Source organism: Pseudomonas sp. BIGb0381, assembly GCF_024809815.1.
In the GTDB taxonomy this organism is placed as follows: Bacteria; Pseudomonadota; Gammaproteobacteria; order Pseudomonadales; family Pseudomonadaceae; genus Aquipseudomonas.
Genome location: NZ_JANUEN010000003.1, coordinates 359,422 through 381,105 on the forward strand (window position 1 = coordinate 359,422; position 21,684 = coordinate 381,105).

The 21,684-nt window shown below is 59.0% G+C and carries 22 protein-coding genes and 1 tRNA gene; 14 read left to right on the forward strand and 9 right to left on the reverse strand.

Annotated elements, in window-relative coordinates:
- Positions 1 to 71 precede the first annotated feature (71 nt).
- From M2397_RS11705 to M2397_RS11715, 3 genes are all read right to left on the reverse strand, one after another.
- Complete coding sequence (locus M2397_RS11705; RefSeq protein WP_003175643.1) at positions 72 to 398, reverse strand: Arc family DNA-binding protein; 327 nt, start codon at positions 396 to 398, stop codon at positions 72 to 74.
- 393 nt (positions 399 to 791) lie between these two features.
- The gene (locus tag M2397_RS11710) at positions 792 to 971 is read right to left on the reverse strand and encodes a PA3371 family protein (protein WP_131697786.1); all 180 of its coding nucleotides are present in this window, start codon (positions 969 to 971) and stop codon (positions 792 to 794) included.
- An 11-nt stretch (positions 972 to 982) separates the two neighbouring features.
- Positions 983 to 1,213, reverse strand: a complete 231-nt coding sequence (locus tag M2397_RS11715) for a hypothetical protein (protein ID WP_145338712.1) — start codon at positions 1,211 to 1,213, stop codon at positions 983 to 985.
- Positions 1,214 to 1,539: 326 nt separating this feature from the next.
- On the opposite strand from M2397_RS11715, the gene M2397_RS11720 reads away from it, so the two are divergent.
- Positions 1,540 to 1,616: transfer RNA gene (locus tag M2397_RS11720), tRNA-Arg, on the forward strand.
- Positions 1,617 to 1,903: 287 nt separating this feature from the next.
- On the forward strand, positions 1,904 to 3,286 hold the full coding sequence (locus M2397_RS11725; RefSeq protein ID WP_131697784.1) for an MFS transporter: 1,383 nt from the start codon (positions 1,904 to 1,906) through the stop codon (positions 3,284 to 3,286).
- 57 nt (positions 3,287 to 3,343) lie between these two features.
- Here M2397_RS11725 and M2397_RS11730 read toward each other — a convergent pair whose 3' ends face one another.
- The 4 genes from M2397_RS11730 to flgA all read right to left on the reverse strand — a co-directional run bounded on the left by M2397_RS11730 (position 3,344) and on the right by flgA (position 5,937).
- On the reverse strand, positions 3,344 to 4,093 hold the full coding sequence (locus M2397_RS11730) for a flagellar brake protein (RefSeq protein WP_131697783.1): 750 nt from the start codon (positions 4,091 to 4,093) through the stop codon (positions 3,344 to 3,346).
- Between the two features lie 96 nt (positions 4,094 to 4,189).
- Positions 4,190 to 4,660, reverse strand: a complete 471-nt coding sequence (locus M2397_RS11735) for a flagella synthesis protein FlgN (RefSeq protein ID WP_131697782.1) — start codon at positions 4,658 to 4,660, stop codon at positions 4,190 to 4,192.
- 48 nt (positions 4,661 to 4,708) lie between these two features.
- Entirely contained in the window at positions 4,709 to 5,032 is a 324-nt protein-coding gene (gene flgM, locus M2397_RS11740; protein ID WP_131697781.1) for a flagellar biosynthesis anti-sigma factor FlgM, read from the reverse strand.
- 140 nt (positions 5,033 to 5,172) lie between these two features.
- Positions 5,173 to 5,937 (reverse strand): flagellar basal body P-ring formation chaperone FlgA, encoded by a 765-nt coding sequence (gene flgA / locus M2397_RS11745; RefSeq protein WP_259243191.1) that lies wholly within the window; start codon positions 5,935 to 5,937, stop codon positions 5,173 to 5,175.
- A 91-nt stretch (positions 5,938 to 6,028) separates the two neighbouring features.
- On the opposite strand from flgA, the gene M2397_RS11750 reads away from it, so the two are divergent.
- The 7 genes from M2397_RS11750 to M2397_RS11780 all read left to right on the forward strand — a co-directional run bounded on the left by M2397_RS11750 (position 6,029) and on the right by M2397_RS11780 (position 12,325).
- Positions 6,029 to 6,961 carry a chemotaxis protein CheV gene (locus tag M2397_RS11750; RefSeq protein ID WP_032886773.1) on the forward strand — a complete coding sequence of 311 codons (933 nt, stop codon included), beginning with the start codon at positions 6,029 to 6,031 and terminating at the stop codon, positions 6,959 to 6,961.
- 43 nt (positions 6,962 to 7,004) lie between these two features.
- A complete protein-coding gene (cheR, locus tag M2397_RS11755; protein ID WP_090400438.1) occupies positions 7,005 to 7,832 on the forward strand; it encodes a protein-glutamate O-methyltransferase CheR in 828 nt (275 codons plus the stop codon).
- A 294-nt stretch (positions 7,833 to 8,126) separates the two neighbouring features.
- The gene (gene flgB, locus M2397_RS11760) at positions 8,127 to 8,534 is read left to right on the forward strand and encodes a flagellar basal body rod protein FlgB (RefSeq protein ID WP_003175633.1); all 408 of its coding nucleotides are present in this window, start codon (positions 8,127 to 8,129) and stop codon (positions 8,532 to 8,534) included.
- A gap of 3 nt (positions 8,535 to 8,537) precedes the next feature.
- Positions 8,538 to 8,981 carry a flagellar basal body rod protein FlgC gene (flgC, locus tag M2397_RS11765; protein WP_024076985.1) on the forward strand — a complete coding sequence of 148 codons (444 nt, stop codon included), beginning with the start codon at positions 8,538 to 8,540 and terminating at the stop codon, positions 8,979 to 8,981.
- 16 nt (positions 8,982 to 8,997) lie between these two features.
- Positions 8,998 to 9,723: a flagellar hook assembly protein FlgD gene (flgD, locus tag M2397_RS11770; RefSeq protein WP_131697779.1), complete on the forward strand. Its 726-nt coding sequence runs from the start codon at positions 8,998 to 9,000 to the stop codon at positions 9,721 to 9,723.
- Between the two features lie 31 nt (positions 9,724 to 9,754).
- The gene (flgE, locus tag M2397_RS11775) at positions 9,755 to 11,068 is read left to right on the forward strand and encodes a flagellar hook protein FlgE (RefSeq protein WP_131697778.1); all 1,314 of its coding nucleotides are present in this window, start codon (positions 9,755 to 9,757) and stop codon (positions 11,066 to 11,068) included.
- Positions 11,069 to 11,233: 165 nt separating this feature from the next.
- Positions 11,234 to 12,325 (forward strand): hypothetical protein, encoded by a 1,092-nt coding sequence (locus tag M2397_RS11780; RefSeq protein WP_259243195.1) that lies wholly within the window; start codon positions 11,234 to 11,236, stop codon positions 12,323 to 12,325.
- A 109-nt stretch (positions 12,326 to 12,434) separates the two neighbouring features.
- Here M2397_RS11780 and M2397_RS11785 read toward each other — a convergent pair whose 3' ends face one another.
- On the reverse strand, positions 12,435 to 15,329 hold the full coding sequence (locus tag M2397_RS11785) for a ribonucleoside-diphosphate reductase subunit alpha (RefSeq protein ID WP_131697776.1): 2,895 nt from the start codon (positions 15,327 to 15,329) through the stop codon (positions 12,435 to 12,437).
- A gap of 736 nt (positions 15,330 to 16,065) precedes the next feature.
- Between M2397_RS11785 and M2397_RS11790 the strand changes: the two genes are divergently transcribed.
- On the forward strand, positions 16,066 to 16,791 hold the full coding sequence (locus M2397_RS11790; protein ID WP_131697775.1) for a response regulator: 726 nt from the start codon (positions 16,066 to 16,068) through the stop codon (positions 16,789 to 16,791).
- Positions 16,788 to 18,398: an ATP-binding protein gene (locus M2397_RS11795; RefSeq protein ID WP_131697774.1), complete on the forward strand. Its 1,611-nt coding sequence runs from the start codon at positions 16,788 to 16,790 to the stop codon at positions 18,396 to 18,398. The genes M2397_RS11790 and M2397_RS11795 overlap by 4 nt, the downstream gene beginning before the upstream one ends.
- Positions 18,399 to 18,408: 10 nt before the next feature.
- Here M2397_RS11795 and M2397_RS11800 read toward each other — a convergent pair whose 3' ends face one another.
- Positions 18,409 to 19,125 carry a 4'-phosphopantetheinyl transferase gene (locus M2397_RS11800; protein WP_259243197.1) on the reverse strand — a complete coding sequence of 239 codons (717 nt, stop codon included), beginning with the start codon at positions 19,123 to 19,125 and terminating at the stop codon, positions 18,409 to 18,411.
- A gap of 137 nt (positions 19,126 to 19,262) precedes the next feature.
- Between M2397_RS11800 and M2397_RS11805 the strand changes: the two genes are divergently transcribed.
- The 3 genes from M2397_RS11805 to M2397_RS11815 are packed head-to-tail and all read left to right on the forward strand — an operon-like array spanning position 19,263 to position 21,610.
- Positions 19,263 to 19,571, forward strand: a complete 309-nt coding sequence (locus M2397_RS11805; RefSeq protein WP_131697772.1) for a hypothetical protein — start codon at positions 19,263 to 19,265, stop codon at positions 19,569 to 19,571.
- Between the two features lie 18 nt (positions 19,572 to 19,589).
- On the forward strand, positions 19,590 to 20,267 hold the full coding sequence (locus M2397_RS11810) for a response regulator (RefSeq protein WP_017138377.1): 678 nt from the start codon (positions 19,590 to 19,592) through the stop codon (positions 20,265 to 20,267).
- Positions 20,264 to 21,610, forward strand: coding sequence for an ATP-binding protein (locus M2397_RS11815; protein ID WP_259243199.1), 1,347 nt, complete (start codon positions 20,264 to 20,266; stop codon positions 21,608 to 21,610). Before M2397_RS11810 ends, M2397_RS11815 begins: the two co-directional genes overlap by 4 nt.
- Positions 21,611 to 21,684: the final 74 nt, after the last annotated feature.

Consider the following 21,684-nt stretch of genomic DNA (forward strand, 5'->3'; position numbering starts at 1 on the left):
ATCTCGGGCCCTCTATAAATCCCAGGCAAAAAAAAGCCAGCACATGGCTGGCTTCGGCTTTCAGTTGCAGATCAATTGGCTTCTGCGGCCGCCTCGACGTCGTGCGCGATAAGCGAGACAAGGGCATTTTGCTGGCGGTGGGAGAGCTGACGAAAACGCTGCAGCAGTTCGCGTTCGTGCAACGACAGCTCGGGGCTGTCCAGACGCATGCTCAGCTCGTCACCCAACGCACCTTCCTGAATAAGGCTCTGCTCCAGGCGCGCGATGATTTCGGAGTTCATGCTGCGGTGATGATTGCGAGCCACCTCGGCAATGCGTTCCCGCATTCCGTCTGGCAGACGTACGACGAACTTGTCAGCCGTACGGCTGGAATAAATTGCCTGTTTCAATGGGCGCATATATTTAACCGGTTAGTTCAGGGGAGCGGTTATTGGAATTGGCCGCAAGATGAGTGTTAAGACAAGACTCACGACCAAAGTTCAACCCGAATTGCAAAGAGGCCGCATCATGCCTCAGATTTGCCAGTTCCTTGGCGTCAATTCTGTGACAAATATTGAACTGCCTGAAGGCTTTATGCCAGCACTCATTTGCATTTTTGCGGACTGGTTGGAAAACTTTTCCACGAGTGATTCCACGAGGGAACTTCCCTTAAGTCCAGGCCACCACAGGGTTTGAGGCCGCACATCCTATAGCAAAGTGGCCTTTTGCCCTTCATTTTAAGACTAGTGGCAATTTGCCGATTTACTAGGACGAAGCGACATAAGGTAGGGGGAGAGCAGAGAAGGGAGGGGTCAGCGTACAACCGGGTCAAATTTGATTCGGCGACCCATGACAAGCGTCAGCAGAAGCAGGCTTGCGAAAACACCGGCAGTAACGAATGCGCTGGTTTGCCCCTCCTGAGAGCTTGCACTCAGGCCCAGAATGCCAGTGGCGATGGTCAGGCACAGAAATAGCCAGGCAAATTTGCTCATGATCAGTGTCCTTAGAAAACCCAGTGTTCAGGTGCAGGCTCGGCCTGGGTGCCTTGAGTCAGGCGTATTGGTGCTTGTGCGTTCGGTGTCATCACGGCCAGTTGCGGGCGTTGTTGCAAGTGGTGGGGGACTGCCTGCTGGCTGATCTGAGCGGGGTCGTTGCTGCCAGTCGATTGAAAGTGGAACATCACCAGTGCAGCCAGGGCGACGGTGTTGAGAGCTAACAGAAGGGCGCTGTTCATGGTCATGTTCTCCGTTTAATGCCTTGGCTGGATGGGGCTTGCAGGAGAACTGTTGCAGGTGTCGTGCCAATGTATTAATCCAATTAAATCAATGGTTTGAGTTTGATTTGATGGGGCGGGTGATTGCAATTTGCAATGCTGGCATTTTGGAGGGTTGCATTTTGCACGATCAGGCCAAGTGCCCGTATTTGCGGGGCGAAACCGCGATCGCTCCGGTAAGGCTCGGCCTACACTCAAAAAGCCCACGGACGACATGACAAAACCCACTTCGGCCGTTAACATGCACGCCGTCTGTCGCAGTCCCCTTGGCCTGATGGCTGTCATTTGTCTCAGTAGCTCAATTGGATAGAGCATCCCCCTCCTAAGGGGAAGGTTGGCAGTTCGAACCTGCCCTGGGACACCAGATTCGAAGCCCGTAAGAAAGCCTCGCACAGAACCTCCTGGCGGGGCTTTTTTGTGCGTACTCGATCTTTTTGCTCGCGGGTCGAACCTTGCCGCCGATCAAGGTTCACAGCAGGTGCTGTGATGTATTTGTTGCAACGATGTACCTTGCGCGCCATCCGACAGCGTCTGAGCTGTTAAGCAAAATAATCCCCGGAACCAGCGCATGTTGCCTGTCCGGACCCGGTCACCCCGGACTATCATGCCGATAGCCCTGTCTCTCACCGCAAGGAGCCGCTCGGAACGCCGATGCGCCAGATCTGGAAATCTTTTCGAGCCCTTTATTTCGCCTCCTTGATGATGCTGATTGGCTCCGGCCTGCTCAGTACCTACCTGGCCTTGCGCCTGGCGGCCGACCATGTCGACAGTCTATGGGTGGGTGCGCTGATGGCGGCCAACTACTTTGGCCTGGTACTGGGCGGCAAGATCGGGCATCGCCTGATTGCCCGGGTAGGGCATATCCGTGCCTATGCCACCTGTGCCGGGATTGTCGGTGCGGCGGTGTTGGGCCATGGCCTGATCGATTGGCTGCCGGCCTGGATTGTGCTGCGGATAATCGTGGGTCTGGGAATGATGTGCCAGTACATGGTCATCGAGAGCTGGCTCAATGAGCAGGCAGATGCCAAACAGCGTGGCGTGGTGTTCAGCGGTTATATGATCGCCTCCTATCTGGGGCTGGTATTGGGCCAGTTGATACTGGTAATGCATCCCCAGCTTGGCCTTGAGCTGCTGATGCTGGTGGCGCTGTGCTTCGCCCTGTGCCTGGTGCCGGTGGCCATGACTCGGCGCATTCACCCGGCAGCCTTGCATCCTGCGCCGATGGAGCCGCGCTTCTTTATCAAGCGTGTGCCGCAGTCGCTGAGTACGGTGTTGGGGGCGGGGTTGATCGTCGGTTCGTTCTACGGTCTGGCGCCGCTGTATGCCTCCCAGCAGGGGTTGAGCACCGAACAGGTGGGTTTGTTCATGGGTAGCTGCATTTTTGCCGGGTTGCTGGTGCAGTGGCCGCTGGGCTGGTTGTCGGATCGTTATGACCGCGCGCTGCTGATCCGCTGCTTCGCCTTGTGCCTGGCGGTGGCGGCACTGCCGTTGGCAATCATGACCCAAGTGCCGCTGGAAGTGCTGTTTGTGGCGGGCTTCCTGTGTTCCCTCGTACAGTTTTGCCTGTATCCATTGGCGGTGGCGTTTTCCAACGACCATGTGGAAGGGGATCGTCGGGTATCGCTGACGGCCATGCTGCTGGTGACCTACGGTATCGGCGCCAGTGTCGGGCCGTTGCTGGCTGGTGTTGTGATGAAGCTGTTCGGCAGCCAGATGCTGTACGCATTTTTCAGTCTGTGCGCGCTGATCCTGGTGTGGCGAATCCGGCCTAAGGCGGTGACCAATCTGCACCAGGTGGAAGATGCCCCCCTGCATCACGTGGCAATGCCTGACAGTATGTCGAGTTCACCGCTGGTGGCTGCGCTGGACCCGCGGGTCGACGAGCAGGTGGTGCAGGAGCAGATGCAAACTGTCCCCGATCCCGAGCCGCAGGTCGATCCAGAGCCGCCGACGGATGAGCCCGCTTTCGAAGGGCCACCCGAGCCCCTGGGGCCGGATGAGCATCCCCACGAATTGAGCAGGGCGCGCCCCTGAAAGCAAAAACGGGCAGATCCCAAAGGGTCTGCCCGTTTTTTCTGTGATCGTTAAAGATCAAAAATCGTCGTCTTTGTCGAACCGTCGTGCTTCACGCTGCAGTTGGTACACAAAGCGCTCGACCTGGCGTTGCACCAAACCACTCATGTTATGGAAGCGCACGCCGGCAAAGGTCGTGTTGATCCTTTCTTCGAAGTGCAGGTATCGCAGTTCGACGGCGGTGGTCATGCTGCCAAACGACAGTGCTGCGATAAAGCGGTCGTAAACCTGGCCCAGTTGCAGGCGCTCGGAAATATCACCTTCAAAACGCAATTTGCAGCCGGTGGCGGAAATATCCAGCAGTTTGCCGTTGACCGGCAGCTGAAGTTTCTCGCCGCCCAGCTCGATATTCACCAGTTGAGCCAGCTTCAGTGCGGCGCGGAACGCGTTGCGGCGCTGATGGTAGACCACCTCGTCCGGCAGGCTGCCGGTATAGATACGGTGGCCGCCTTTTTCGCCGATGGTCAGGGTGCCATTGCTTTCCCAGGCGACGCGTACGCCATCATGGAAACCTTCGATGCGAAAGGGTTCGCCGTTTTCGAGGTGGCGCTCGCCGTCGCGGGGGATCATTTCGTCCAGCGCCAGCATGTTGCTGTCGCGGTTGACGTCCACCAGGTAGCTCTGGAAGCGCTGGCTGCGTTCGTGGAAAGTGATGATCAGCGGGTCATGGCTGTCTTGCAGCATCCGCAAGGTGCCGGCGATTTCCAGAGGCGTGGTGAGGACCTTGGGTGGCTGCGGGGCATCTTCCGCATTAAGGGCGTTGAACACGGTTCTTCCATCTCCAGACAAAATACGACTACACGCAAGAACCGGCATTTTGCCAGCATGTGGCGGGCCTTGGATAGGGCGCGCTGTAAACCGGTGTCAGGCTTGGCTGCGGGTGCTTGGCTTGACCAGGCGCGAGGTGGAGCCCTGGGCGTTATAGAGTGCCGGAGGCTCTCCGCCGTGGAGTATACGCAACTGGTTGGCGGTCGTAGCTTGCTGAAGCTGGATCGACTGACCATTAAGCAGGTTGGCTTCCTGGCACTGGGAGAGCAATTGGTTGAGTTCTTTGCTCTGGGCCAGCAGTTGATCGCCGACCGAGGAGTGGCTGGCCAACTGCGCCAGGCCGTCGTGGTCCGCTGGCAGGCCGAGGCTGATGAGGATCTGGCTGCGTTTTTTGCCGTGCTGTTCCAGCAGGACGATCAACGACTGCTTGCGCGCCAGAATTTCTTCCAGCAACGGCATGTCCCGGCCATAGAGGGCCAGTGATTCTTCTTTGAGCAGCTCGAGCAATTGCTGCGTCGGCGCTAGATCATCAATGATCAGTTGAAGCAAATGTTCGTCGTGATGCATGGCTGGCCTTGGGTTTTAAGCGTCCAAAAGCCCTGCGCAGGCCTTTGCCTAGCGCTCGGCTTCGAAGTTAAGCAGCTTGCTGGCTACACGGTTGCTGTCGACTTTATAGCTGCCATCGGCGATCGCCTGCTTCAATTCGGCCACGCGGGCTTTATTGACTACCGGTTGATCGCGCAGCGAGTCAGTGACCTTCTGCAACTGTTGAGCCTCATTGCTCAGGTGTACGGATTCCCCGCTTTGGCTGGCACTGGCCTGTTCTGCCTTGGCGGGCAGCGCCGGGGCCTTGGCTTCTACGCTGTCCTTGGGGCTGGTGGTGCGCGTAGTGCCTGACGTAGTCGGGGCGTTATTCAAACGGCTGAAATCGATGACCATGATAAAAAACCTCTGGGTATTTGGACGCTTGCCATGTTTTCGGCAATACCCGGATAAACTTTAGGCGCGAATGACAATAAATCTCCGCACGGGATATCTCGTGCACAGTGTAGGAAAACCCAGCGTCCTGTACCAGTGATCTATAAAGCGACCTCGACTTGCCCTGGCGCTGTCACCCGCGCTTTGATCACGCGGTTGGAGTTGAGGTTCTTGACTCGAATCTGTTCGCTCATGCCGCCGTTGGACAGTGCTTCGCCCGGCATTTTTACATTCAATCCGCCGCTGCTCGCGGAAATCACCACCTGATCGCCCTTGCGGATGACCTCCGCCTGCTCCAGATGCACCAGGGTAATGACCTGATCGGTGACCACTGGTCGGGTCAATTTCTGTCCGATGGCCTGGTCCAGGGATGTCAGGTAACCCTGGCTGATCTGGCTGATGTCGCGTTCACGCAGTGCAACGTCCTCGAAAGCGATGATGCCCGTGCGTTTCAGCGGGCGAGCAACCACCACCACATCACGGAACAATTTGACCTGGGCCGGCACGAACACCGTCCAGGGCGAGGCGCCTTCGCAGCGTACCTTTACCGTCACTCGCCCGATCGGTTGGGCGGGGCTTTCCAGGGTCGCTGTCAATTCCTTGTCGCACATGGGCATGCGCAGGCGCGGGTCCAACTGGTTGACCTGGATTTCATAACGCCCCGGCGTCTGTGTGGTCGCCAGATAATCTTCTACAGTGAACTCAAGAAAGCCTTGAGTGACGCCGATAAGTAGATCAGGCAAGGTGACGTTCTCTGCACGGGCCGTGGTGCCCAGGCTGAAGGCGAGCAGCGCCAACGGTGCGCAGAGCAATCTGCAAAACCATGTCAGGTGAGGGCGTCGGGAAACTGTCGTTTTAATGTCCATATTCAACAAATAGCAAAGCTCGTGCCGTTTAGTGTTGGGGGCGCGCCGCCCTTTTAGGTATAGCCAAAAGTTTTAGCGTAGGAGTCATGGCATGGCAGGAGTAATGGATTCAGTAAACCAGCGCACACAGCTGGTAGGGCAGAATCGCCTGGAGTTGCTGCTTTTTCGTCTGGATGGCAAGCAGCTGTATGGCATCAACGTATTTAAGGTGCGGGAAGTGCTGCAATGTCCCAAGCTGACGATCATGCCCAAGTCCAGTCCGGTGGTGTGCGGTGTGGCGAATATTCGTGGTGCGACTATCCCGATTCTTGACCTGGCCCTGGCCACCGGTTCGGCTGGCCTGCAGGATCGCGAGAACCCATTCGTGATCATTACCGAGTACAACACCAAGACCCAGGGTTTCCTGGTGCGCTCGGTGGAACGCATCGTCAATATGAACTGGGAAGAGATCCATCCGCCGCCCAAGGGTACTGGCCGCGATCACTACCTCACGGCGGTAACGCGGGTTGATAACCAGTTGGTGGAAATCATCGACGTGGAGAAGATCCTCGCCGAAGTCGCACCCACCTCGGAATCGATTTCCGTGGGTGTGGTGGACGCCGAAACGGCGCACAAGGCCGTCTCGCTGCGTGTGCTCACGGTGGATGACTCCTCAGTGGCGCGCAAACAGGTGACCCGCTGCCTGCAAACCGTCGGCGTGGAGGTTGTGGCGCTCAATGATGGTCGCCAGGCGCTGGATTACCTGCGCAAGCTGGTGGACGAGGGCAAGAAGCCGGAAGAAGAATTCTTGATGATGATCTCTGACATCGAGATGCCGGAAATGGACGGCTATACCCTCACTGCTGAGATACGCAGCGATCCACGCATGCAAAAGCTGCACATCATCCTGCATACTTCGTTGTCGGGCGTATTCAATCAGGCGATGGTCAAGAAAGTCGGTGCCGATGACTTCCTGGCCAAATTCCGTCCTGATGACCTGGCATCCCGGGTAGTCGACCGGATCAAGGCAGCAGATCACAGCTAGGGGTTTGTCCCCTGGCGGTCATACGATTTTAGAGGCGGTATCAGTGTCTACGGGTAATTTGGATTTTGAACAGTTCCGGGTCTTCCTGGAAAAAGCCTGTGGCATATTGCTCGGTGAAAACAAGCAATACCTGGTATCCAGCCGTCTTAACAAACTGATGGAGCAGCAGGGCATCAAGTCCCTGGGCGAGTTGGTTCAACGGATCCAGGGGCAGCCGCGCAGTGGGCTCAAGGAGATGGTGGTCGATGCCATGACCACCAACGAAACCCTGTGGTTTCGCGACACCTACCCCTTTGAAGTGCTCAAGAGCAAAGTGCTGCCGGAGGCCATCAAGGCCAGCCCGGGCCAGCGCCTGCGTATCTGGTCGGCCGCCTGCTCCTCAGGACAGGAACCGTACTCGATTTCGATGTCCATCGATGAGTTCGAGCGGACCAACATGGGCCAGCTTAAAGCCGGGGCGCAAATCGTCGCCACCGACCTGTCAGGCACCATGCTCACCAACTGCAAGACCGGCGAGTACGACAGCCTGGCCCTGGGCCGTGGTTTGTCCCAGGAACGCCTGCAACGTTACTTCGACCCGAAAGGGGCGGGGCGATGGGCGGTCAAAGCGCCGATCAAGAGTCGCGTGGAGTTTCGCTCGTTCAACCTGCTCGACAGCTACGCCAGCCTGGGCAAGTTCGACATGGTGTTCTGCCGCAACGTGCTGATCTACTTCTCGGCCGAGGTGAAGAAAGACATCCTGTTGCGCATCCACGGCACCCTCAAGCGTGGCGGTTATCTATTCCTCGGTGCATCCGAGGCGCTCAATGGCCTGCCGGATCATTTCCAGATGGTGCAGTGCAGCCCTGGGATCATCTACCAGGCCAAATGATAATGTGGGAGGGGGCTTGCCCCCGATAGCGGTGTATCAGTGATAGAGACATCAACTGATCAACCGCTATCGGGGGCAAGCCCCCTCCCACATTTGTTTCTGCGACAAAGTTGAAGAAAGCGGCAAACCCCATTGCCGCTTTACTGGCGCCACGCGGAAGCCCATTGCCGCTTTTCTGGCATTGCCGCCCGGCAAGCTCCGCGCAACCCCTTGATTTACTGTGTTTTCAGATATTGGCATGCGCCTTGCTATAACCCTGTTAACGAACAGCAGGTCAGCCTAAAGGTTTCCGCCATGAGCATCAGCTTCGATAAAGCGCTCGGTATCCACGAACAAGCCCTGGGCTTCCGCGCCCAGCGTGCCGAAGTCCTGGCCAACAACATTGCCAACGCCGACACCCCGAACTACAAGGCTCGGGACCTGGACTTCTCCGCCGTGCTCGCCGCACAGCAGGACAAGACCAAGAACGGCACCTTCGCCTTGAACATGACCAATAGCCGTCATATCGAAGCGCAAGGCCTGAGCAGTGGGGACGAGTCGCTGCTGTATCGCACGCCGATGCAGCCGTCGATCGACCAGAACACCGTCGACGCCCAGCTGGAGCAATCGGCCTACGCCGAGAACTCGGTGAACTTTCAGGCCAGCTTTACCCTGCTCAACAGTAAATTCAAAGGGCTGATGTCAGCCCTGCGTGGAGAGTAAGCCATGTCCCTGTCCAGTGTTTTCAATATTGCCGGCAGTGGCATGAGCGCGCAGACCACGCGCTTGAACACCGTCGCCAGTAACATCGCCAACGCCGAGACCGTGTCTTCGAGCATCGACCAGACCTACCGCGCCCGTCACCCGGTGTTCGCCACCATGTTCCAGGGCGGCCAGAGCGGTGGCAGCGATTCGCTGTTCCAGAACCAGGATGCCGCCGGCCAGGGCGTGCAGGTGCTCGGTGTGGTCGAAGACCAGAGCAACCTCGAGGCCCGTTACGAGCCGAACCACCCTGCCGCGAACGAAAAGGGTTATGTCTATTACCCCAACGTCAACGTGGTCGAGGAAATGGCAGACATGATTTCCGCCAGCCGCTCGTTCCAGACCAACGCGGAAATGATGAACACCGCCAAAACCATGATGCAGAAGGTCCTGACCCTGGGTCAGTGATAAGGGGCGCCAAATAATGGCCATCGTTGATACCACGACCAATTCGGCAGTCCAGGACCTTTTTAACTCCAAGGTCAAGACCGCTACAGACAACACCACCGTCGCCGACGCTACCAAGACCGCGACGGGCAGCCAGTCCCTGGGCAAGGACGCGTTCCTGCAACTGCTGGTGACCCAACTGAAAAACCAGGACCCGCTGTCGCCTCAGGACAACGGCGCGTTCGTGGCTCAGCTGGCGCAATTCAGCAGCCTGGAAGGCATCAACACCCTGAACGACTCGGTGAATGCGATCTCCAGTAATTTCAGCTCGTCGCAAGCGCTGCAGGCATCGTCTCTGGTAGGGCGTTCGATCATCACCCAGACCAACAAGGCCTTGGTGGACACGAGCAAGAGCATGACCGGTTCGGTGGCGGTGACTGCGGCGACGGGCAACGTTGCCATCAAGATCACTGACAAAGACGGCAATGTGGTCCGCACCATAGATATGGGTGCACAGAGTGCGGGTAACTCCGACTTCATCTGGGATGGCAAGAGCGACAACGGTGAGGTCGCCCCAGCCGGCACCTACACCTTTGCGGCGACGACCAAGAACGACAAGGGCGAATCGGTGGCCATGGCGACTTCGTTGCCGGCAACGGTGACCAGCGTGACGTTGAGCAAGACCGGCGGCGAAATGCTGCTGAACCTTGCAGGTGGCATGGGCAGCGTCAAGCTGTCGCAAATTCAGACTATCGGTACATAGAGCCGGCTAAATACGGCAGAGGGAGAGAAACATGTCTTTTAACATCGGCCTTAGCGGCCTCTATGCGGCCAACAAACAACTGGACGTGACCGGCAACAACATCGCCAACGTCGCGACCACTGGCTTCAAGTCGTCCCGTGCGGAATTCGCGGATATCTACGCCGCGTCCAAACTGGGCACCGGCCAGAACAGCATCGGCAACGGTGTGAACCTGGCAGCGGTGTCCCAACAGTTCACCCAGGGCGACGTCAACGGCAGTGGCGGCATCCTGGACATGGCGATCCAGGGCGGCGGCTTCTTCGTGCAGAAAGGTAGCGACGGCTCGCTGGAGTACACCCGCAGCGGTGCTTTCCGTGCCGATAAAGACGGCTATATCACCAACAATACCGGTACCTCGCGCTTGCAAGGCTACGCGGCGGACGATGAGGGCAAAATCATCAAGGGCGGTCTGACCGACCTGCAATTGAACCTGTCGAACCTGCCGCCGAAGGCGTCTACCAAGGTGGACTCCACCAGTAACCTGAACTCCTCGGAACCGGTGATCAACCAGACGCTCAAGCCATTCGACCCGACGGACACCAGTACCTTCACCACCCAGTACAGCACCACCTTGTACGATGCCCAAGGCAACGCACACCCGATGGTGCAATACCTGGTGAAAACAGACGGCAACAAGTGGAACGCCTACACCCTGATTGATGGCCGTAACCCAGACGGTTCGCCGCCGACGGGCGGCACCCCGGCCACCCCACCGGTACCGTCGACGCTGGCCTTTGACGGTTCGGGCACGCTCACCAGTGTCACGACGGGCGGTGTGGCCAATAACACCCTGACCATTACCGGCTGGGTCCCCGGTACAGTGACCGATGGTGTTTGGACGGCAAACGGTGCGACGGCGAACCCAGCGGGAATCGCCATCAACATGGCCAACATCACCCAGCACAACTCGGCCAGCTACCGTAACCCTCCGATCACCGATGGCTACGCCACCGGCCAGATCACCGGCCTGAAAATCGATGGCAATGGCGTAATGTTCGCCACGTTCAGCAACCAGCAGAGCAAGGCCATCGGCCAGATCTCCCTGGCCAGCTTCAACAACGAGCAGGGCCTGCAGCCAGCCGGCGGCACCACCTGGAGAGAGACCTTCGCCTCGGGCCAGCCAGGTTACGATACCCCGCAATCCGGTACCCTGGGTTCGATCGTGGCCAACTCCCTGGAGAACTCCAACGTCAATCTGACCAACGAGCTGGTGGACCTGATCAAGGCCCAGAGCAACTACCAGGCGAACGCCAAGACCATCTCCACCCAGAGCACCATCATGCAGACCATCATTCAGATGACCTGATGCTGTTGGTCTGACCCCCAAAAAGAAAGAACCCCTCGGCCGAGGGGTTTTTTTTGCATTGATTTTTTGGAAGGGCTGCCTGCTCAAGAAGTCACACGTTTTGATGGAACTGCCTACACCTTTTGCTCCACCCATTGGGCCATAGGTCTGTAAAGGGCGACGGCTATGTGGGGCGGATTGATATCGGGCAACAGGGATCAGGTGTATTGGCATGGTGGAACGGGTGCACCGCGCACCGAGGAAACCCAAGACAGCATAACTAAAGATAAGGACGCCGTTTTAACACTACTCAAGGAACTGGAGGAGGCTCAGAAAACCTCCAAGAACCAAACTGTTCAAGACTTGCGTGACAAGCTGAATGATTTGCGCAAGAAGTTGGGGGAGGACAAGTTCAAGGAGATTATTGAGCAGCTAAAGAAAGACGCGCCTAACAGTTGGCTTGAGTTTATGAAGGCACTGTTTCCTGAGCTGTTTCCAGATGACGTATCTAGTGATGCTGAATCGCAGGCAGGCCGCGGGGGAGGTGTCGGTGGTTCAGGTGGTGGCGGTGGTGGTAGCGGTCGCTACAAGGGCGGGGGGGTAGACCGTGGGGGCTTAGCGTTAGGAGAGAGGATGGGTAACTTGCCGGTCACGGCGGGAACTCATCAAACCAATTTCGAGCCGGGTAGCTACAAACCTGGTGAAATGCCGAAAGATCTTTTTTCCGGTGCTTATCAGGGGCAAGCAGGCAATTGCGGAGCTATCTCGGCCTGTAAGGCGATGATTGCGCAGTATGGGCCGGCGGGTGTGTTTAAAGATATCAAGCGCGATTCGGCGGGCAATTATGATGTAACCCTCAAAGACGGCAAGCATGTCCGGGTTACACAAGCGCAGTACCGTGAGTCAGCAGCAAAGGCTCAACTATGGGGACAGGATCCCAAGTTGCTTGGGTTTATGAATCTTATGTTGGCCGTGAACAACGTTCAGGCAATGAACCAGCGTAACGATGGGGTTTCCGGGAGAAGTTTCAGCGAAGCCATTGACAGCATCAATGATGGGGAGTGGGCTAAGGAGACTTTTGATCGGTTGGGCTATAAAAATCTTGTTGAGAGAGTCAGTCCTTCTGAATTGGCCAGTGGCAGGCCCGGTACCTTGGACAACTCGACACATTCGGTGGCGGTAATGGGCCGTAGTGAGGATCGATGGGGTACGAGATTCCGCGATACACGCACTGATCCCAATTTGATTGCCTGGGGCTTTAAGCGGGGATATGCGTAAGTAAGAAGAGAGATTTTTTGCAAAAAAAAGCCCTCTGTAAGCCTGGTTGAAGTCCTGGACTTACAGGGGGCTGGCTGTTTCAGATAGTTAAACCTGAAAGTGCCTCAGCTTACTGGCAAGCTTCGCAATCCGGCTCGTCGATCGCGCAGGCCTTTGGCACGGGGGCCGGGCCGGCCGGTGCGGCGAGCACCGAATCATCACCATGGTTGCCGCTGGAAACAGCGTTCAGCTTACCGGTGTTGATGGTCGATTTCTCGGTGCTGGTCGCGGCCAGGGCACGGAGGTAGTAAGTGGTTTTCAGGCCACGGTACCAGGCCATGCGGTAGGTCACGTCGAGCTTCTTGCCCGATGCGCCGGCGATGTACAGGTTCAGCGACTGAGCCTGGTCGATCCACTTCTGGCGTCGGCTGGCGGCGTCGACGATCCACTTGGTGTCCACTTCGAACGCTGTCGCGTAGAGCTCTTTGAGTTCCTGCGGGATGCGCTCGATCTGCTGCACGGAACCGTCGTAGTACTTCAGGTCGTTGATCATGACCGAGTCCCACAGGCCGCGGGCTTTCAGGTCGCGGACCAGGTACGGGTTGATCACGGTGAATTCGCCCGACAGGTTCGATTTCACATACAGGTTCTGGTAGGTCGGTTCGATCGACTGCGATACGCCAGTGATGTTGGCGATGGTCGCGGTTGGTGCGATGGCCATGATGTTGGAGTTACGAATGCCTTTCTGCACACGGGCACGTACCGGTGCCCAGTCCAGGGATTCGTTCAGGTCAACGTCGATGTACTTCTGGCCACGCTGCTCGATCAGGATCTGTTGCGAATCCAGCGGCAGGATGCCCTTGGACCACAGCGAACCCTGGAACGTCTCGTAGGCGCCGCGCTCGTCGGCCAGGTCGCAGGAAGCCTGGATCGCGTAGTAGCTGACCGCTTCCATGGACTTGTCGGCGAACTCGACCGCCGCATCCGAACCGTAAGGAATGTGCTGCAGGTACAACGCGTCCTGGAAGCCCATGATGCCGAGGCCGACCGGACGGTGCTTGAAGTTGGAGTTCTGCGCCTGTGGCACCGAGTAGTAGTTGATGTCGATAACGTTATCGAGCATGCGTACGGCGGTGTTGACGGTGCGCTCCAGCTTGGCGGTGTCCAGCTTGCCGTTGACGATGTGGTTCGGCAGGTTGATCGAGCCCAGGTTGCAAACGGCGATCTCGTCCTTGTTGGTGTTCAAGGTGATCTCGGTGCACAGGTTCGAGCTGTGGACCACGCCCACGTGCTGCTGCGGGCTGCGCAGGTTGCATGGGTCCTTGAAGGTCAGCCATGGGTGGCCGGTTTCGAACAGCATGGACAGCATCTTGCGCCACAGGTCTTTGGCCTGGATGGTCTTGAACAGCTTGACCTTGCCAGGGTACTCGGTGAGGGCTTCGTAGTACTCGTAGCGCTCTTCGAAGGCCTTGCCGGTCAGGTCGTGCAGGTCCGGCACTTCGGATGGCGAGAACAGGGTCCACTTGCCGTCATCGAAGACGCGCTTCATGAACAGGTCAGGGATCCAGTTGGCGGTGTTCATGTCGTGGGTACGACGACGGTCATCACCGGTGTTCTTGCGCAGCTCGATGAACTCTTCAATGTCCATGTGCCAGGTTTCCAGGTAGGCACACACTGCGCCTTTGCGCTTGCCGCCCTGGTTGACCGCTACGGCGGTGTCGTTCACGACTTTCAGGAACGGTACAACGCCCTGGGACTTGCCGTTGGTGCCCTTGATGTACGAACCCAGTGCACGCACTGGTGTCCAGTCGTTGCCCAGGCCACCGGCGAATTTGGACAACATGGCGTTGTCGTGGATCGCGTGGTAGATGCCCGACAGGTCATCCGGCACGGTGGTCAGGTAGCAGCTCGACAGCTGTGGACGCAGGGTGCCGGCGTTGAACAGGGTCGGTGTGGACGACATGTAGTCGAAGGACGACAGCAGGTTGTAGAACTCGATTGCGCGGTCTTCTTTGTGCTTCTCTTCGATCGCCAGGCCCATGGCCACACGCATGAAGAACACTTGCGGCAGTTCGAAGCGGATACCGTCCTTGTGGATGAAGTAACGGTCGTACAGGGTTTGCAGGCCCAGGTAGGTGAACTGCTGATCGCGCTCGTGGTTGATCGCCTTGCCGAGTTTTTCCAGGTCGAAGGTGGCCAGGACCGGGTTCAGCAATTCGAATTCGATACCCTTAGCGATATAGGCAGGCAGCGCCTTGGCGTACAGGTCGGCCATTTCGTGGTGGGTGGCGCTGTCGGCCACGCCCAGGAAGCCCAGACCTTCGGCACGCAGGGTGTCCATCAGCAGGCGCGCGGTCACGAACGAGTAGTTCGGCTCGCGTTCAACCAGGGTACGGGCGGTCATCACCAGGGCGGTGTTGACGTCGGTCAGGGCCACGCCGTCGTACAGGTTCTTCAGGGTTTCGCGCTGGATCAGGTCACCGTCGACTTCTTCCAGGCCTTCGCAGGCCTCGGTGATGATGGTGTTCAGGCGGCCCAGGTCCAACGGGGCAAAGCTGCCGTCGGCCAGGGTGATGCGGATCGAGGGGTGCGCTTGCACGGCGGCTTCTTCGGCCGGGGTGCGGACGGCACGTTCCTTGGCGCGCGAATCGCGGTAGATCACGTAGTCGCGGGCCACTTTCTGCTCGCCGGCACGCATCAGGGCCAGTTCGACCTGGTCCTGGATTTCTTCGATGTGGATGGTGCCGCCCGACGGCATGCGACGCTTGAAGGTCGCGGTGACCTGTTCGGTCAGGCGGGCAACGGTGTCGTGGATGCGCGACGAGGCAGCAGCGGTGCCGCCTTCAACTGCAAGAAACGCTTTGGTGATAGCGACGGTGATTTTGTCATCGGTGTAAGGAACGACAGTGCCGTTACGCTTGATCACGCGCAATTGGCCAGGTGCAGTGGCGGACAGATCCATATTCGAATCAGCGGCCTGCGGCACGGAGCCTTGCGGGTTCTCGCGAGTTGTGTCGGTTTGCATGGGGGGTTGTCTCCACATTTCTATATTTATTTGGGCACCATCACGGTGCCCACCGTTCCGTCCTGAAGCACTTACAGCAGGCCTGGGCCTGGCATAACAACTTCGGGACAGGAGGAAGGGAGCTGATCGCGCCGCTTCCATGCCGAAGTCTTCGGTTCGGGGCTCAAACGCCCTTGGCCGTATTCCTGGTGGGTGACAGTTGCCAGGTTCAAGCACTGCAACACCCGTACCGTTTTCCGCTGTTGGAGCTGGAAAACGGCTGCCATCCGCTTGAGCGGTTTGGGCTTTCAAAAAATGCTTGGATTAGACCAAACAGGAGCAAGAAAGGGCTTGAGTTTCTTGTCTGATTTGTGTTGGGTCTTTTCGCTGAAAACCCTACATGTAGGGTTTTTTTAGCGCCGAGCTACAAGATAATGCGTTTTGGGGGGCTTAGCAACGTACTGCCTGTGGATAACGTTGTGGGTAAAATGTGTATGAAACGTGGAACACCCGTGTAGGCCGCAGCACTGCTGGATTCGGCCGTTTGTCACTGAATATTCCAAGTTGAAAACAGCCGGTTGGATTTTTGAGGGCGCGAACCCTATCACAGAAAAGCGCGATCACCGAATGGATTTCCCGGCTTGTGCGAGTGGGCTTGACCATGGCTACAATCGGCCTTTGTTATGCCCTCAAAACATTACAAATAAGGTGTGGCCTGCTCGGCCAACGCATCCCTTTATAACAACGAGGTTCACCCGTGGAGCAAGAAGCCTGGCAAATCCTGATCGTCGAGGACGACGAGCGACTCGCCGAGTTGACCCGCGATTACCTGGAGAGCAACGGCCTGCGGGTCTGCGTGGAAGGTGATGGCGCCCTCGCCGCGGCGCGGATCGTCGCCGAGCAACCGGACCTGGTGATCCTCGATCTGATGCTGCCCGGCGAAGACGGCCTGAGCATTTGCCGCAAAGTGCGCGAACGCTACGACGGCGTGATCCTGATGCTCACCGCCCGCACCGACGACATGGACCAGGTGCTCGGCCTGGACATGGGTGCCGACGACTACGTGTGCAAACCGGTGCGCCCGCGCCTTTTGCTCGCGCGTATCCAGGCCCTGTTACGCCGCAGTGAGGCGGCGGAACCCGCCAGCGTGGAAAGCCAGCGGCGCCTGCAATTCGGCCCGCTGGTGGTGGACAGCGCCCTGCGCGAAGCCTGGCTGCAGGGTGAAGGTATCGAGTTGACCAGTGCCGAGTTCGACCTGCTGTGGCTGCTGGTGGCGAATGCCGGGCGGATCCTGTCCCGCGAAGAAATCTTTATCGCCCTGCGCGGCATCGGCTACGACGGCCAGGACCGCTCCATTGATGTGCGCATCTCACGGATTCGCCCGAAAATCGGCGATGACCCGATCCACCCACGGTTGATCAAGACCATCCGCAGCAAAGGCTACTTGTTCGTCCCTGAAGCCGCTGCCGATATGCCGTTGTGAACTCGATCTTCCTGCGTATCTATGGCGGCATGTGCGCGGCGCTGATTCTGGTGGCGCTGCTCGGCGTGCTGGCCCTGCACCTGCTCAACGAGGTGCGCAGTGGCCAATACCGCGAGCGCCTGGCCCACGGCACCTTTGCCTTGATGGGCGATAACCTGCAGCCCATGAGCGCCATCGAGCGCCAGCGCGCCCTGGCGGTGTGGGAGCGTTTGCTCGGCATCCCCCTGGCATTGCGCAGCCTCACCGATGCCCAGTTGGACCTCAGCCAGCGCACGCGCCTGCAACGCGGCCAGGTGCTGGTGGAGCAGACTGGCCCCCACGCCGCTCGGGTGCTGCGCCTTGTCAGCGATAAGGAACAGTGGGTGCTTACGGGAGAGGTGCAGCAGATCAGCGAGCAACTGGCCCGCGCGACCATTTACCTGCTGGCCGACGAATTGGTGCGATTCCCCGTGGCCGAGCAGCCGCAACGGCTGGCGGATATAAAGGAAGCCAAGGGCTTTGGTTTCGAAATGCACCTGATGACCCTCGATCAGGCTGATATGGACGACGACCAACGCCGCCGCGTATCGGAGGGCGATACGGTCATGGCCCTGGGCAAGGGCGGCGATTCGATCCGCGTGTTTGCCGGTATGGTCGGAACACCCTGGGTGCTGGAGCTCGGCCCGCTGTATCAGATGAGTCCGTACCCGGCGCAATGGCTGGTCCTGATCGCCTTGATCGGCCTGACCCTGATCGGCCTGATTGTCTATTTATTGGTGCGTCAGCTTGAACGCAGGCTTCGAGGCCTGGAAGCCGCCGCCACGCGCATCGCCAAAGGCAATCTCGAGGTGCGTGTGCCAGCCCGGGGGGCCGACTCGGTGGGGCGCCTGGCGGCGGCCTTTAATGGCATGGCCGAGCACCTGCAGCAACTGCTGGCAATCCAGCGCGAACTGGTGCGCGCGGTGTCCCATGAACTGCGCACGCCGGTGGCACGCCTGCGCTTCGGCCTGGAGATGATCGGCGACGCTGCCACGCCTGAAGCGCGGAGAAAGTACCTGGAAGGCATGGACAGTGATATCCAGGATCTCGATGGGCTGGTGGATGAAATGCTCACTTACGCAAGGCTTGAGCAGGGTGCGCCGGCGTTGATTTTCCAACGGGTTGATCTCGATGCGCTGCTTGACCAGGTGATAGGCGAATTATCGCCACTGCGTCCGCAGGTGAACGTGGCCAGGGGTATTTGCCTGTCGTCGGCACATTGGGACGACGCTTGGGTCGATGCCGAGCCGCGCTACTTGCACCGCGCCCTGCAAAACCTGGTGAGCAACGCCATGCGCCACGCTCAGGGCCAGGTGCTGATCAGTTATCAGGTGGGCCAGGTGCGCTGTCGCATTGATGTGGAGGACGACGGACCCGGTGTACCGGAAAGTGCCTGGGAGCGTATTTTCACCCCGTTCCTGCGCCTGGACGACAGCCGCACACGTGCCTCGGGCGGGCACGGGCTGGGGTTGTCGATTGTGCGGCGCATCATTTATTGGCACGGCGGACGGGCGTTGATCAGCAAGAGCAACAACCTGGGCGGAGCGTGCTTCAGCCTGAGTTGGCCCCGGGATCAAGATAAACTCTGATGGCGGTGTATCAAGCGCTGATGGCAACCAGGCTCAACAACTGCCCCTCATTCAGCGCAAACTGTGCGGTAAGGGCCTTGCCGTGGCACCACTCGCTGGACAGGTCGGTGAGCAAGCGCAAGCGCACATGCCCGGCCTCCGACCACTCCAGCACCTCGGCATGCTCAAAATAGAAGCGCTTCTGCACGATCGGGTAGAGCGCCTTGAACAAACTCTCCTTGACCGAAAACGTCAGCGTCACCAGCAAGGCGATCTGCTCTCGCGGCAGGTCAGCCATACGCTGCAGTTCTTGCGCAGTCAGAATCTCCGCGGCCAGTCGCTCTGCCCGTTCCAGGCTCAGTACATTCTCCAGGTCCATCCCCAGCCCGCGCCATTGCGCCTTGTGCCCGACAATCGCGGCAGCATGCCCGGTGCTGTGGGTAATGGAGCCACTGATATGGGCGGGCCACACCGGTGCGCGGTCTTCGCCGATCGCCGGGATGCAGTTAATGTGATCGAGCTGTTGCAGGGCCGCGCGCGCACACAGGCGACCGGCGAGAAACTCGGCCTGACGCTTGGCCACCGAGCGCTGGATGCTTGCCGGTGGCGGCACGGCGCAGTGCTGGAAGTCGCCGGGTGCCAGCAATGCGGGGTCGAACCGAGTGCTGAGAAACACCGTGCCCGGCAAGGGGTCGGGCAGCGGCCAATGGGCGTCGAGTGGGGTGCAGCAAGCGGGTACGGGCGTCATGGGGCGGTATTTTGCCGAGTTGATGCACAAGAGGATAGCCCGCCGTGGTTCAGGTGAGGTTCAGAGCCTGTTCAGGGGGAGTTCAGGGGCGCCTGCGTAGTCTGGCCTCACAGCCAAACGCGTAATGAGGTAACACCATGACTGCGATCAAAAAGCTGATGTTGGCGTTAACCATGCTCAGTGCTACCGCTGGGGTTCAGGCCTCCGAGGGTGCCTTTGCTGCATTCGGCCGTGAGAAAACCAAGAAATCCAGCATCGTTATGCAGCGTGTCAGTATCGAAGACGTCGGCAGTCAGCCCGCGCCCTGGGGCCAGTCTCTGGGCCAGGCCACCCCGCAGCCGAGCTATCGCGCCGGCTATGAACACCTGACCGGCCAGTTCAACGGCATTAAACTGCGCCCGCAAGACCTGCAGGGCCGCTATGATATCCCTCTGTCGGACAGTTGATTTGCTTTGGAGAGCCTTATGAAATTGCTGGTGGTGGAAGATGAGGCGCTGCTGCGTCATCACCTATTTACCCGCCTGACCGACAGCGGCCACGTGGTCGAAGCCGTGGCCAATGCCGAAGAGGCCCTGTACCAGACCGGTCAATTCAACCATGACCTGGCGATCATCGACCTGGGCCTGCCTGGCATGGGCGGCCTGGACCTGATCCGCCAACTGCGCAGCCAGGCCAAGACCTTTCCGATCCTGATCCTCACCGCGCGCGGCAACTGGCAGGACAAGGTCGAAGGCCTGGCCGCCGGTGCCGACGACTACGTGGTCAAGCCGTTCCAGTTCGAAGAGCTGGAGGCGCGGATGAACGCCTTGCTGCGCCGCTCCAGCGGGTTTACCCAGTCGACCATCGTCGCCGGGCCCTTGCTGCTGGACCTCAATCGCAAGCAAGCGTCCCTCGATGAACAGCCCCTGGCATTGACCGCCTATGAATATCGCATCCTCGAATACCTGATGCGCCATCACCAGCAGGTCGTCGCCAAGGACCGTCTGATGGAGCAGCTCTACCCCGACGACGATGAGCGCGATCCGAATGTGATTGAAGTGCTGGTCGGCCGCCTGCGCCGCAAGCTGGAAGGCCCTGCGGGGTTCAAGCCGATCGACACCGTGCGCGGCCTGGGCTACCTGTTCAATGAGCGCTGCCGTTGATTCGCTCGCTACGTGTGCGCTTGATGCTGGCGGCCGCCACCCTGGCCGTGCTGTTTATGCTGGGCCTGTTGCCCGCCATGCAGGGCGCGTTCAGCCTGGCATTGCAGGATTCCATCGAGCAGCGCCTGGCGTCGGACGTCACCACACTGATCTCCGCCGCGCGGGTGGAAAACAATCGCCTGCAGATGCCGGCGCAGTTGCCGGATGAACGCTTCAACCTCACTGATAGCCGGTTGCTCGGCTATATCTATGACCGCGAAGGCCACCTGGTGTGGCGTTCGCGGGCAACCCGGGACGAAAACATCAACTATAAGCCGCGCTATGACGGGCGCGGCAACGAGTTTGCGCGGATTCGCGAGGCCGACGGTCAGGAGTTCTTCGTCTACGACGTCGAGGTCAAGTTGCTTGGCGGCAAGAGTGCGGCGTTCAGTATCGTGGCCCTGCAACCGGTGCGCGAATACCAATTGACCCTCGAAGGCCTGCGCGAAAACCTTTACCTGGGCTTCGGCGCGGCACTTCTGGTACTGCTGACCTTGCTGTGGTTGGGCCTGACCTGGGGCCTGCAAGCCCTGCGGCGGTTGAGCCAGGAGCTTGACCAGATCGAAGGCGGTACCCGCGAAAGCCTCTCCGAACAACACCCTCGCGAATTGCTGCGTCTCACGGGCTCCCTTAACCGCCTGCTGCACAGCGAGCGCGAGCAGCGAACGCGTTACCGAGATTCCCTCGATGACCTGGCCCACAGCCTGAAAACGCCGCTCGCCGTGTTGCAAAGCGTCAGCGAAGACATGGCGCAACGCCCGGAAGACCGTGACCAGGCCTGGGTGCTGCAATCCCAGATCGAGCGCATGAGCCAGCAGATCAGCTACCAGTTGCAGCGTGCGAGCCTGCGCAAAAGCGGCCTGGTGCGCCATCAGGTGCGCCTGGAGCCGGTGTTGCAAAGCCTCTGCGATACCCTGGGCAAGGTCTACCGCGACAAGGCCGTCACGGTGGCCTTTGAATTGCCGGGCGAATGCGATGTCCCGATCGAGAAGGGCGCTCTGCTTGAATTGCTCGGCAACCTGCTGGAAAACGCCTATCGGCTGTGCCTGAGTGAAGTGCGCATCAGCCTGGTGGAAAATCCTGAAGGCATCGAGTTGTGCATCGAGGACGACGGCCCCGGAGTGCCGCCGGACCAGCGTGCCCGGATTCTGCAACGGGGCGAGCGCTTGGACCGTCAGCATCCGGGGCAGGGGATCGGGTTGGCGGTGGTCAAGGACATCATAGAAAGCTACGGCGCGCGACTGACGCTGGGGGATTCACCGCTGGGTGGCGCGGCGTTCAAGATTCACTTTCCGTCTGTGTGATCTTTGGTGGCTGGGCTGGCCCTATCGGGGGCAAGCCCCCTCCCACAGTTTGAATTTATTCACGCATCAGACTT